Source organism: Glaciecola sp. XM2 (assembly GCF_018595715.1).
Taxonomy (GTDB): domain Bacteria; phylum Pseudomonadota; class Gammaproteobacteria; order Enterobacterales; family Alteromonadaceae; genus Glaciecola.
In genome coordinates this window covers 410,315-422,687 of the sequence record NZ_JAHEOJ010000020.1, presented here as the reverse complement: position 1 = coordinate 422,687, position 12,373 = coordinate 410,315, and the positions used below count along the sequence as shown (strand labels likewise).

The 12,373-nt window shown below is 44.7% G+C and carries 12 protein-coding genes; 5 read left to right on the top strand and 7 right to left on the bottom strand.

Annotation, left to right across the window (positions count from 1 at the left end):
* Positions 1-72: 72 nt before the first annotated feature.
* The 5 genes from KJ365_RS06495 (at position 73) to KJ365_RS06475 (ending at position 3,640) form a co-directional block, all read left to right on the top strand.
* A complete protein-coding gene (locus tag KJ365_RS06495) occupies positions 73-936 on the top strand; it encodes a prepilin peptidase (protein WP_250884056.1) in 864 nt (287 codons plus the stop codon).
* Positions 937-1,021: 85 nt separating this feature from the next.
* Complete coding sequence (gene coaE / locus KJ365_RS06490; RefSeq protein ID WP_214450810.1) at positions 1,022-1,633, top strand: dephospho-CoA kinase; 612 nt, start codon at positions 1,022-1,024, stop codon at positions 1,631-1,633.
* 83 nt (positions 1,634-1,716) lie between these two features.
* Positions 1,717-2,469, top strand: a complete 753-nt coding sequence (gene zapD / locus KJ365_RS06485) for a cell division protein ZapD (RefSeq protein WP_214450809.1) — start codon at positions 1,717-1,719, stop codon at positions 2,467-2,469.
* A gap of 32 nt (positions 2,470-2,501) precedes the next feature.
* Positions 2,502-2,735, top strand: a complete 234-nt coding sequence (gene yacG / locus KJ365_RS06480; protein ID WP_214450808.1) for a DNA gyrase inhibitor YacG — start codon at positions 2,502-2,504, stop codon at positions 2,733-2,735.
* Positions 2,735-3,640, top strand: a complete 906-nt coding sequence (locus tag KJ365_RS06475) for an aspartoacylase (protein WP_214450807.1) — start codon at positions 2,735-2,737, stop codon at positions 3,638-3,640. Before yacG ends, KJ365_RS06475 begins: the two co-directional genes overlap by 1 nt.
* Positions 3,641-3,647: 7 nt before the next feature.
* On the opposite strand, the gene KJ365_RS06470 is transcribed toward KJ365_RS06475, so the two are convergent.
* From KJ365_RS06470 to ftsA, 7 genes are all read right to left on the bottom strand, one after another.
* Positions 3,648-4,364, bottom strand: coding sequence for an aspartate/glutamate racemase family protein (locus KJ365_RS06470; RefSeq protein WP_214450806.1), 717 nt, complete (start codon positions 4,362-4,364; stop codon positions 3,648-3,650).
* Between the two features lie 14 nt (positions 4,365-4,378).
* Positions 4,379-4,777, bottom strand: a complete 399-nt coding sequence (mutT, locus tag KJ365_RS06465; RefSeq protein ID WP_214450805.1) for an 8-oxo-dGTP diphosphatase MutT — start codon at positions 4,775-4,777, stop codon at positions 4,379-4,381.
* Position 4,778: 1 nt separating this feature from the next.
* The gene (secA, locus tag KJ365_RS06460) at positions 4,779-7,499 is read right to left on the bottom strand and encodes a preprotein translocase subunit SecA (protein ID WP_214450804.1); all 2,721 of its coding nucleotides are present in this window, start codon (positions 7,497-7,499) and stop codon (positions 4,779-4,781) included.
* 162 nt (positions 7,500-7,661) lie between these two features.
* Positions 7,662-8,534, bottom strand: a complete 873-nt coding sequence (locus KJ365_RS06455) for a M23 family metallopeptidase (protein ID WP_214450803.1) — start codon at positions 8,532-8,534, stop codon at positions 7,662-7,664.
* Positions 8,535-8,887: 353 nt separating this feature from the next.
* Positions 8,888-9,817 carry a UDP-3-O-acyl-N-acetylglucosamine deacetylase gene (gene lpxC / locus KJ365_RS06450; RefSeq protein WP_214450802.1) on the bottom strand — a complete coding sequence of 310 codons (930 nt, stop codon included), beginning with the start codon at positions 9,815-9,817 and terminating at the stop codon, positions 8,888-8,890.
* Between the two features lie 114 nt (positions 9,818-9,931).
* Positions 9,932-11,068 carry a cell division protein FtsZ gene (gene ftsZ, locus KJ365_RS06445; RefSeq protein ID WP_214450801.1) on the bottom strand — a complete coding sequence of 379 codons (1,137 nt, stop codon included), beginning with the start codon at positions 11,066-11,068 and terminating at the stop codon, positions 9,932-9,934.
* A 68-nt stretch (positions 11,069-11,136) separates the two neighbouring features.
* Complete coding sequence (ftsA, locus tag KJ365_RS06440; protein ID WP_214450800.1) at positions 11,137-12,366, bottom strand: cell division protein FtsA; 1,230 nt, start codon at positions 12,364-12,366, stop codon at positions 11,137-11,139.
* Positions 12,367-12,373: the final 7 nt, after the last annotated feature.

The following is a 12,373-nucleotide window of genomic DNA, read 5'->3' as shown; positions in this document are numbered from 1 at the left end:
CATCAGTATTATTTGATACTGCACAAGCGCTAAACGGTGCTAAGCTAGAGCAAAGCGATGCAGGACCTATACATGCTTACATTGATTGAAAACTCGCCCACCTTTTTTATTGCCTTTACCTTTGTATTAAGTTTGCTAGTAGGTAGCTTTTTGAACGTGGTTATCTATCGACTGCCCATTATGATGAAGCGGGGTTGGGAAGATGAGATTTTTGCTTTTCAAAATCCAGATAAAGAACCTCCTGTCAGAGATACCTTCAATCTCATCAAACCGGATTCATCTTGCCCTAAATGCCAGCATAAAATCCGCGCGTGGGAAAACATCCCAGTATTAAGCTATTTATTCTTAGGCGGTAAGTGCAGCAACTGCAAAACGTCTATTTCAATGCGCTATCCTTCTATTGAATTGCTCACCGGTTTGCTAAGCGCATTGGTGGCCTGGCAATTAGGATATGCGCCCATTACCCTAGCGTTTATTTTTGGCACTTGGCTATTGGTTGCCATGACCTTTATTGATATAGATGAAATGTTACTTCCCGACACACTTACCTTGTCATTCTTATGGCTTGGCTTGGTAGTCACGGCGATATTCCAAGTTGAACAGTTGCAAGACGCAGTATTTGGCGCTGCCGCTGGCTACTTATCGCTATTTATCGTGTATTGGGCGTTTAAACTGGCTACCGGCAAAGAAGGCATGGGCTTTGGCGACTTCAAGCTTTTGGCCGCTATTGGTGTATGGGTTGGCTGGCAACATTTGCCTATCGTGATATTACTGTCGTCAGTCGTTGGCGCAGTCGTGGGTATTGCGCTGATGATTGTACAACGCAAAGGTGGCTCTGTAGCTATTCCATTTGGCCCCTATTTGGCCGCAGCAGGCTTTTTGACCATGCTTTATGGCGACGATATCGCTACTTGGTATTTAAAGACGCTGATGTAACACTACGGGCATGTAAAGCCCACACTCGCACAAGCAATTTAATCGCGGTACACTGATATTCTAAAATGTAATCAGAGTGTTGTAGATGAGCAATTTTGTAGTGGGCGTGACCGGCGGCATCGGTTCAGGCAAAACAACCGTCACCGATGCCTTTGCCAAACTTGGCGTTACCATTGTCGATGCCGATGTTATTGCCAGAGAAGTGGTAGCGCCAAACTCTGAAGGGCTCGTTGCCATCACTAAACGTTTTGGCAATGACATACTCACCCAGGATGGCCATTTAAACCGCACCGCATTGCGCGAACATGTGTTTTCCCATCCGCAAGACAAGCAATGGCTCGATAGCCTGCTACATCCTCTCATTCGCGAACAAATGATCAGCCAAACTCAAATGGCATCCACACCCTATTCTATTCTTTCAATCCCGCTGCTAGTAGAAAACAAGCTACAGACTTTGGTGAATCGAGTGTTAGTAGTCGATGTTCCAGAGACGGTTCAATTGAAACGGGCCAGTGCACGAGACAACGCCGATGAAGCATTGATAAAAGCAATTATGAAAAATCAATGTAGTCGCGATCAGAGACTTGCAGTTGCCGACGATGTGGTCGACAATAGTAATGGTTTTGAATACGTAACACCGCAAGTACAAGCATTACACGAAAAGTATTTAGACTTAGCACAGCAACACAATACATAAGCATGTTTTTAACGCGGCACTAAAAATCAATATAAACACCGCGTGAAGCCCTCATATGATGTTAATAAGACAAGGAGAATACGATGACAGTCGCACTTTATGAATTTCCACTTTGCGAAAAAGTGCGAAACTATTTGCGACTCGAGCAACTTTTTCTGCAACTCGACGGGGCTGCATCCGCAGAGTCTGAGTATCAATACCTATACTTTTTTGAAGTGCTTTTCGACTTAATTGATTTAATTGAGCGCTTAGACTTGCGCAGCGATTTTGTGCGCGATTTTGATCTTCAAGAAAAAAACCTCGTGCACTGGTCACAGCACCCCGACATCGACAGCACTGCACTTGAACAAGTACTAACTACTTTGCGAGCGCTTAACGCTGAGATTAAAAGTAATAAAAAGATGGGCGCAGGCGTACGAGAAGAAAAGTTGCTGAATAATATTCGTCAACGTTTTGCTATTCCAGGCGGTGCGACAAGCTTTGATTTACCCAATCTATTTTGTTGGTTAAAACAACCCATAGACGTTAAAAATGCCAATGTGAAGGTGTGGCGAGCGCATTTGTCTTTGGTCGAAAATGCGGTTCAAATGCTGATGTCTTTTTTGCGTGAAAGAGGCCGGTTTACCCCAGCGATGGCTACGAATGCTTTTTATCAAGGAAACGTAGAAGACAAAACCGAGCTCATTCGGGTAAAATGCGATAACACTCAGGGATTTTACCCTGTACTAAGCGGAAACAAGTACCGCTATGGAATTAAGTTTATGGCATTAGATCAGCAAGACGGTAGCAGCGAAGCCATTACCGACGACATTCCATTTGAAATTGCCAGCTGCTAAGCCATACGACTATTAATTAGAGCCTCAACACTATGCCTACTATTGTAAAATGTCCGAGTTGCCAAGCCTCAGTGCCTTGGGTTGCTGCCTCAGAGTTTCGCCCTTTTTGTTCTAAGCGTTGCCAGTTAATCGATTTAGGGCAATGGGCTAACGAAGAAAATCGCGTGCCTGCCGGCAAGAATAACGATGCCGAAACTAGCATGCAGATTGATATTGAAGACATAGAAGCACTTTTATCAGACCACCCCGATGAGTTTTTTAAATAATGGATACCATCAATAAGATTCTGATATGCGGTGGCACCCATGGCAACGAGCTATCGGGCATTTATGCCGTTTCTCACTGGCTTAAGAACGATAGTGTGATCAAACAACACATCACAAGTGCTCAGGTCAATTATCTACTGGTCAACGAAGCTGCCATAGAAGCGAATGTGCGCTTTATAGATGAAGATTTTAACCGCCAATTTGCCAAGACCACATTGCAAAAAAATGCGTCGTCTGGCGAGAGCTTGTGCCATGAAGCCGCTTTAGCACAAACGCTTAATCAACGCTTTGGTCCTAAAGAGCTGCCGCAACTTGATTTTTTAATCGATATTCACAATACCACAAGTGCAATGGGCCCTACCCTTATCGTGTTGTCTCAAGACGCGTTTAATGTCGGTTTAGCGCGGCATGTAAAGTCCCATATGCCCAGTGCAAATATATTGGTAGAAGAGCATCTGCCATATGAACAACTCCCCTATTTTTGTACGCTCGGGCGTCGTAGCGTGATGATTGAGGTGGGTGCGCAGGCCCAAGGCACACTGCGCGCAACGGTGTATCAACAAACGGTTGAAATGACGCAGCACATCTTAAGCTTCATTGAGATATACAACGAACACGGCCGAACGCAAACTGAGATGCCAGCATTATCTGAAGTCGAGGCTTATAAATTTCTAAAAGATGTATCTTATCCCCTCGATGAGAGCGGCGCGCGCACGGCGATGATCCATCCTAACTTAGACGGCAACGATTTTAACGCGCTCAATAAAGGTGAACCCTGTTTTATTGATTTTGACGGCAAAGACATTATCTGGGAAGAAGATACCGTGTATCCACATTTTATCGGAGAGGCTGCGTATAACAAGTTGCATTTGGCCTTTGCAACCGCCTACAAAACCAGTATTTAAGAAGTAGTTATGGCAGCGTAAGCGCCATGTCCACAGCTGCATTGCAATGTAGCTCGGTGGTATTAAACACATGCATATCGGGCAAATCAGCTTGGTTAATCAATAAAAATATCTCAGTGCATCCTAAAATCACACCTTGAGCGCCTAAACTCGCGAGTTCTTTACACACATCAAGATAATATTGTTTGGACGTGTCAGGTGTGAGTCCTTTTACGAGCTCATCAAAAATAATACGGTCAATATGATGCTGTTGCTCCGGCGACGGCACGACAATATCGATGCCGTATTTTGCATATGCTTGCTTAATATATTGCGCCTTCATAACCGGCTGTGTGCCTAACAGCGCTACCTTTTTTAACCCTTTACGCACAATCGCTTCTGCTGTTGGGGTAGTAATAGGAATAAATGGAATGGAGACAATCTGATCCATACGATCCAATACACGGTGCATGGTGTTTGAGACACATACGATTAAGTCGGCACCACCGGCTTCAAGGAGTTTAGCCTTTTGCTCGAGATATACTCGGGCTTCTTCCCATTCGTCATTGCGAACGTAGTATTCAATATTGCCGAAGTTAACGCCCTGTATCAGCGTTTCACCTATTTCCCAACCGCCTAAGCGCGCATTGATTGCGTTGTTGATGAACTTATAATATTCCATCGTGGCTTTATCACTCATACCACCAAGAATACCAATCGTTTTCATAGGACTTGGTCTATTCATATTTGCTAGCTCTGTCACTGACACAATCCCCTGCGTCTAAGCTCGTCAATAATCTCAACATTTGCATCGGGGAAGGTATATGTGGATAGGCTTTTAGCATCCGCCCAGATGGCTTCTTGCCCTTCAGCTCCTCTCGCCGTGCCGGTGAAACCATCGACAAGAAATACATGTAGGCATACCGTTTTCTCTGGGTAAGTAAATTCGATGGTAACTAACGACTCACTATGCTCAGTGATGATATCGATTTCTTCTTTTAACTCACGCTTTAAGGCTTGCTCGGGTGTTTCTCCTGCATCGACTTTGCCGCCAGGAAACTCCCATTTATTGCCTTGATGTTGCTGAGCACTTCTTCGGCAAATAAAAAAATGGCGGTCATGGTATACAACCCCAACCGCCACATTTACAGTCTTCATGCTAGCTTAACTTACCGTGGCACTGCTTATATTTCTTGCCCGAACCACAAGGACATGGATCGTTACGCCCTACTTTTGGTCCTTGACGCTGCATAGGCTGCTGAGGACGCGCCGCTTGCTGCTCTGGCTCTTGCGTAGGCGATGTAGCAGACTTATGTTCAAAGGTCTTTTCTGCCTCATTACGTTTACGCTGCGCTTCAACCGCCTCTACATCTTTTTGTTCTTGCACCTGCACTCTGGCCAAAATGCTGATCACTTCTATTTTCAAGTTATCGAGCATGTCAGAGAACAGCTCAAATGATTCGCGCTTATATTCCTGTTTTGGATTTTTCTGAGCAAAAGAACGAAGGTGTATGCCTTGACGCAGGTAATCCATAGAAGCTAAATGCTCTTTCCAATGCGTATCAAGGGTTTGTAACATGACCGCTTTTTCAAATTGACGAATGACCTGTGGGCCAACCGTTTCTTCTTTAGCGTTGTATGCAGCATCTGCTTTTTCATGAATAAATTCACGCAGTTTTTCTTCATATAGCTTGTCATCGTCATCCAACATTTTACGCAATGGCAAGTCTAGCGAGAAGTCTGAACGCAAACGGTCCTCTAGCCCCTCTACATCCCACATTTCTTCTAACGATTGTGGCGGGATGTATTGACTGATCACGCTGTCCATTACGTCGGTGCGGATATTAGCGATGGTATTGCCGATTTCACCTTCATCGAGCAATTCATTTCGTTGCTCGTAGATAACTCGGCGCTGATCATTAGCTACATCGTCATATTCAAGTAACTGCTTACGAATATCAAAGTTTCTGCCTTCAACCTTACGCTGAGCGTTCTCAATAGCACGAGAGACCCAAGGGTGTTCTATCGATTCGCCTTTTTCCATGCCTAAGCGCTTCATCATCGAACCCATTTTGTCAGAGGCAAAAATACGCATTAGGGCATCGTCTAATGACAAATAGAAACGAGAAGAGCCAGCATCACCCTGACGACCTGAACGACCGCGCAACTGATTATCTATACGACGTGACTCATGTCGCTCTGTACCAATTATGTGCAAACCGCCGGCTTCTAGTACCGCATCATGACGAACTTGCCAATCGGCTTTTACTTTTGCAATTTGTTCTTTAGTTGGATTGTTTAACGCATCTATCTCGGCTTGTAAGTTACCGCCTAAGACAATATCGGTTCCACGGCCTGCCATGTTAGTGGCAATGGTAACGGCGCTTGCTGTGCCCGCTAAGGCAACAATTTCAGCTTCCTGCGCGTGGAATTTAGCATTCAATACTTTGTGTTTGATTTTTTCTTTTTTCAGGATGCTCGACAGTAACTCTGAGTTCTCAATCGACACTGTACCCACAAGCACAGGTTGGCCTCGCTTCACGCAATCTTTGATATCAGCGATAATGGCGTCGTATTTTTCTGGCGCGGTTAAATAAATTTTATCAGGGCGGTCATCGCGCACCATTGGCTTGTTGGTCGGAATAACGACGGTTTCAAGACCATAAATATGATTAAATTCGAAGGCTTCTGTGTCAGCTGTACCGGTCATGCCGGCTAATTTGTCGTACAATCTAAAATAGTTCTGGAAAGTAATGGATGCTAGCGTTTGGTTTTCATTTTGAATCTTCACGCCTTCTTTCGCTTCAACTGCTTGATGCAGACCTTCAGACCAGCGGCGCCCTTCCATTGTACGACCAGTATGTTCGTCAACGATAACAATCTCTTCACCGTCTTTAACGATGTAGTCTACATCTTTGGTAAACAGCTTGTGCGCTCGCAAGGCCGCATTTACGTGGTGAAGCAACGGAATGTTGGCGGCAGCAAAAAGGGATTCCCCCTCAGGTAAGAGCCCTTCTTTTTGCAGTAATTCTTCAACAAAAAGTTGACCGTTTTCGGTTAGGTGTACCTGTTTACCTTTTTCATCGACGGTGTAATGCCCCTCACCGTGATTGTCTTCTTCATCTTCTTTGTCTTGTTTATTCAGGTTAGGAATAATGGTATTAATTTTCTTGTACAGCTCAGAGCTGTCTTCAGCAGCGCCAGAGATAATCAATGGTGTTCTTGCTTCATCGATTAAGATGGAGTCAACTTCATCGATAACCGCATAGCTAAGCGGCTTTTGCACGCGGTCGTTTGGACTAAATGCCATGTTGTCACGCAAGTAATCGAAACCAAACTCATTGTTGGTACCATAGGTAATATCGGTAGCGTATGCATCGCGCTTTTCTTGCTGAGTCAAACCCGGAATATTACAGCCTACGGTTAACCCTAAGAATTCAAATAAGCTTCTGCTCCAATCAGCATCACGCTTTGCAAGATAGTCATTAACCGTGATGACATGAACACCATTACCGCTAAGAGCGTTCAAATAAGTAGGGAGAGTAGCGGTTAGCGTTTTACCTTCACCAGTGCGCATTTCAGCTATTTTTCCTTGGTGTAACACCAAGCCACCTAGCATCTGTACATCGAAGTGACGCATACCATAAACGCGTTTACTGGCTTCTCTTACCACAGCAAAGGCTTCTGATATCAGACTGTCGAGCTTTGCGCCATCTGCCAAACGTTGCTTGAACTCGTCTGTCTTCGCGCGCAGTTGCTCATCCGTTAGCGCCTCCAGTTCAGATTCCAGTGCGTTTATCGCGTCAACTGACTTGCGCATTTTTTTCAGCAGGCGATCGTTGTGCGTGCCAAAGACTTTCTTGAAGATACTTGCAAACATGCTATTGAAACATCCGAATTCATATATTTAAAAAACGCGTCATAGTAGCAAAAAAAGCATGGCTATGACTAGGATCCTTGAGCTTCTTGCTCAAAGAATTCATTGAGGTAAATGAGGGCGGTCAGAGCGTGACCTTAAATGCAACTGTGTATCGGGGATGACTTAACGATATACAAACGGTAATGGGTCTATTTGCTTACCGTTTTTTAGCACTTCATAATGCACATGTGCACCGGTTGACCGGCCCGTGTTGCCCATTAAGGCAATGATTTGCCCTTTTGTTACAACATCGCCCACTTCGACATTTAACGAAGCGTTGTGGCCGTAACGTGTTCTCAAACCGTTGCCGTGATCAATTTCAACCAAATAACCATAGCCAGAACGATTACCTGACCAAGTGACAATACCCGCACCCGTTGCAATCACACCGGTTCCAGCTTTGCCAGCAAAATCTACGCCCTTGTGCATCGTAGGTCGACCATTAAATGGGTCCTTTCGAATCCCATAATATGAAGACAACCAACCTTTCTCCACGGGTCGCCCCGCTAATTTACTCTCTTGTTCTATATTGAGACCTATTAGGATAGATTCAAGGGCATCGAGCTGTTGAATTTTATATTCTAGCGCTTGCGCCATTTTTTCAACGTTTTCATTGAGGGTATGCTCGCTACGTAATGGGGCTTGAAGTTCTTCTGGTAGGGCAAAATTTTCGGGGGTTAAACCGCTTTTTTGTGCAAGGGAGGCGGTTAAAGAATCTAATTGGGTTAGCTGCGCTTGCATGCTGCCAAGCTGCTGCACAATGCTGAGCACTTGAGTATCGGTATTTTCATGAAGCTGCTCAACCAGTGCGACTTGCTCTTGCAGACCGGTTTTCACCATATTAAGTCTGATTTGATTTTCGTATACCGACTCAGTAGACCGACTTGAAACCAACATCACGAGAGATAAAAGCACAAATCCGCTTACCACGCGCTTGAGTGACAAACGCTTTGCGAATCTCGTATTTTTACCTTTTACTAATATTGTGACGTTCATAATGGCCTTTGGTCTGACATATTTGTCAGTTTCATACTACTCATCTTAAAGTTTACATCGGCAGATAAACAGACTTCAACACACACTCACTTATGGTTAGATATACATGTAACCAATGATCCTTTCGCATTTATTGTGGTGCTCAGCAGGATACTTTTCATAGTGCTGTTGCTAAAAACACACACCTTTTTATCATGAAAGTGCACTTAAAAAGTACAAATCTCTCATTTAGAAGCGGTTATGGTGATGTTGTAAGCCTTATCCGACGGCGTTTCTTATTACTGCAGATTTTAAAGCAAAAACAATACCAACAGTCAGTAATGACTGCAAGATAATTTATTGCATTAAGTCTACTATGCGAATCGCGTACCTAAGCTTGCGACTGATTCTATATACTTAATAGGCATGCTTGCTTCGCTTTCAAATTCAACATATTCCCAAGCGTCAGTCTGCGACAAAATTGCATTGAGTAGTTTATTGTTGAGTCCGTGACCGGTTTTGTACGCCACCAATTCGCCGATTAAGTTATGTCCGCCTAAGAACAAATCGCCTACTGCATCGAGGATCTTATGCTTAAGAAATTCATCTTGATAACGCAAACCTTCTGGGTTTAACACTCTAAACTCATCTAGCGCAACGGCGTTATCCATGCTGCCACCTAAGGCTAGGTTCATCCCGTTCATCATCTCTAAATCTCGCATAAACCCGAAGGTCCTCGCGCGACTGACCTCATCAATGTAGGAATCTTTCGAAAAATCCAAGACACAGTGTTGCCTAGTGCGTGAAATAGCAGGATGGTTAAAATCAATCGCAAAATCGACTTTAAAGCCGTTGAAAGGTCTAAACTCCGCCCACTTGTCATCTTCTTCGACACGTATCGTGCGATTTACCTTGATAAACTTCTTGGGTTTATCAAGCTCTTGTACACCTGCACTTTGCAACAAAAAGATAAAAGGGCTAGCACTGCCGTCAAGAATAGGCAACTCATGGCTATCTACCTCAACAATAATATTATCGATACCTAAGCCGGATAGCGCTGAAGCTAAATGCTCTACGGTATGGATGGAATGGCCTTGTGCGTTAGTAATGCAGGTGCATAATGTAGTGTCGGCCACGTCTTTTGCGTTAGCCTGAATGTCTACATGGGGAGTTAAATCGACGCGACGAAATACTATGCCCGTGTCGGCGGGTGCCGGACGCAGGGTCATACGCACTTTTCTTCCTTTGTGCAAGCCAATGCCGGTTTCCGTAACGGCAGTTTTTATGGTTCGCTGTTTAAGCATGTGCAGTCAAATATCGTCAAAAAATTCGTAAAAGTGTAACGAAAAACCCCTTGAATGTATAGGGGTTTTCGATTTTCAAGTACTTTTTACTGCAAAAACGTCTGTTCGGACCAGTTAATCTGCCTGACGACGTAAAAATGCAGGAATATCGAGATATTCTAACTCTCCAGCAGGGGCTTCTTCTTCTAGCTTCTGCTGCCCGCCTTGCTCAACGCTGCCACCTAAGTTATCGGTACCGGTCGCCTTGTGTACTGGGCGGTTAGTATCATTCACTAAGGTGATATCAGGCTTTCGTTCAGTACCTATCCCCGTCGCAACCACAGTGACGCGAATTTCATCACTCATTTCAGGATCGATGACCGTACCAACTACGACCGTAGCATTTTCCGAGGCGAAGGCTTTTACTGCATTACCAATGGTTTCATACTCATCAATAGCAAAATCAAGACCAGCAGTGATGTTTACTAGAATGCCGCGTGCACCGGATAAATCGATATCTTCCAATAGCGGGCATGCAATGGCTGCTTCCGCAGCTTCTTCTGCACGGTCTTCGCCAGTGCCTACGCCACTGCCCATCATCGCAGTGCCCATTTCAGACATAACCGTTTTAACGTCAGCGAAATCTACGTTGATTAAACCGGTACGCGTAATAAGTTCAGCAATACCTTGTACCGAGCCACGTAATACGTCGTTTGCAGCGCTAAACGCCTGCAGTAAAGGCACGCCTCGACCCATTACTTTAAGTAACTTTTCGTTAGGAATGGTAATCAATGAATCAACGTATTTTGATAACTCGGCAATACCTTGATTGGCAAACTCAGCGCGCTTTTTCCCTTCAAATGGGAAGGGCTTAGTCACGACCGCAACCGTTAAAATACCCATATCTTTGGCGAGCTTTGCAACCTCAGGAGCTGCACCAGTGCCGGTACCACCGCCCATACCTGCGGTGATGAACACCATATCAGCGCCTTCTAGACACTCTCTGATCTTTTCACGGTCTTCTTGCGCGGCATCACGTCCTACATTAGGATCTGCGCCTGCACCTAGGCCCTTGGTGAGTTCAGTGCCTATTTGTAGTTTGACCATTGCCGTTGAGTTCTTCAACGCCTGCGCGTCAGTGTTCATAGCGATAAAGTCAACACCTTCGATGACTTGTTTCACCATGTACTCAACCGCATTGCCACCGCCGCCGCCTACACCGACAACTTTAATGACCGCTTCGTCACTTGGATTATCCATCAGTTCGAACATTATAATTCTCCGATACCTTGCTAGTCTGTGCGCACAGACTAATGATTGATTTAGCGCCTAAAGGTCCCCTAAAACTCACCTTTAAACCAACTTTGTATGCGTTTTAACACGCTCTCTTCGCCACTTTTAGGTGACGTTTTCTTATTATTAGAATTTTGCTTTCCATATTGTAAAAGACCTACTGCTGTTGCATACGTTGAGTCATCAACATATTCAGCAAGCCCTTTAACAGAATGAGGTTTTCCTACTCTTACTGGCATTTGGAATACTTCTTCTGCAAACTCAACTGCTCCTTCCATTTTAGCAGTACCACCGGTTATTACTAATCCAGCGGCGATTTGATCTTCTAATCCGCTGGCTTTAATTTGTTCATAAGCAATCTCCAGCAACTCGTGGTATCTGGGTTCAATTACTTCGGCAAGGGTATGACGAGACATTCTCCGTGATGGGCGGCCACCCACACTCGGGACTTCAATGGTCTCTTCCATGCTAACCATATCTTTTAATGCACAAGCATAATTCACTTTGATTTGCTCTGCATTGTTCATGGGCGTGCGAAATATCTTCGCGATATCACCCGTAATTTGATTCCCGCCTAACGGGATTACCGCGGTGTGACGTATCGCACCGTCGGTATATATCACAATATCTATGGTACCGCCGCCAATATCGGCAACGCATACGCCTAATTCTTTTTCATCTTCAGTGAGCACCGCATAGCTCGACGCAAGCGCACTGAATATGGTTTGGTCTACTATGAGATCACAATTCTCAATGCATTTCACCATATTTTTTGCCATATCGTCAGCGCAAGTGATGATATGCGCCGCCGCCACCATTCTGACGCCCGACATGCCAATGGGGTTTTTAATCCCTTCTTGTACATCAATCACAAATTCTTGTGGCAATACGTGCAATAACTTTCGCTCAGCTGCCATGGGCACAGAGCGAGCGGCATGAATGACATTATCAACATCATCCTGCGTTACTTCTTGATTGTTGATAGGTACCATGCCAGTTTCATTTTGGCATTGAACATGGCGACCGCTAATCGACATAAATACGCTCGACACATGGCAGTCTGCCATCAATTCCATTTGCTCAATAGCATTACGAATAGACTGCACGACTAAATTAAGGTCGTTAACACCGCCTTTTTCCATGCCTCGAGACTTATGTTCACCTACACCAACAATACTGATGTCGCCGTCTGGCAATACTTCGCCCACCACCGCTTTCACAGTGCTTGTGCCAATATCTAGGCCAACAATGAGATCTCTTTCTAACGCTTTAGACACGCTGAAT

What these genes read in the sequence shown, in the direction of transcription:
- KJ365_RS06495 (WP_250884056.1), top strand. Translation starts at nt 73, where the DNA reads ATGCTTACATTGATTGAAAACTCGCCCACCTTTTTTATTGCCTTTACC.
- coaE (WP_214450810.1), top strand. Translation starts at nt 1,022, where the DNA reads ATGAGCAATTTTGTAGTGGGCGTGACCGGCGGCATCGGTTCAGGCAAA.
- zapD (WP_214450809.1), top strand. Translation starts at nt 1,717, where the DNA reads ATGACAGTCGCACTTTATGAATTTCCACTTTGCGAAAAAGTGCGAAAC.
- yacG (WP_214450808.1), top strand. Translation starts at nt 2,502, where the DNA reads ATGCCTACTATTGTAAAATGTCCGAGTTGCCAAGCCTCAGTGCCTTGG.
- KJ365_RS06475 (WP_214450807.1), top strand. Translation starts at nt 2,735, where the DNA reads ATGGATACCATCAATAAGATTCTGATATGCGGTGGCACCCATGGCAAC.
- KJ365_RS06470 (WP_214450806.1), bottom strand. Translation starts at nt 4,364, where the DNA reads ATGAATAGACCAAGTCCTATGAAAACGATTGGTATTCTTGGTGGTATG.
- mutT (WP_214450805.1), bottom strand. Translation starts at nt 4,777, where the DNA reads ATGAAGACTGTAAATGTGGCGGTTGGGGTTGTATACCATGACCGCCAT.
- secA (WP_214450804.1), bottom strand. Translation starts at nt 7,499, where the DNA reads ATGTTTGCAAGTATCTTCAAGAAAGTCTTTGGCACGCACAACGATCGC.
- KJ365_RS06455 (WP_214450803.1), bottom strand. Translation starts at nt 8,534, where the DNA reads ATGAACGTCACAATATTAGTAAAAGGTAAAAATACGAGATTCGCAAAG.
- lpxC (WP_214450802.1), bottom strand. Translation starts at nt 9,817, where the DNA reads ATGCTTAAACAGCGAACCATAAAAACTGCCGTTACGGAAACCGGCATT.
- ftsZ (WP_214450801.1), bottom strand. Translation starts at nt 11,068, where the DNA reads ATGTTCGAACTGATGGATAATCCAAGTGACGAAGCGGTCATTAAAGTT.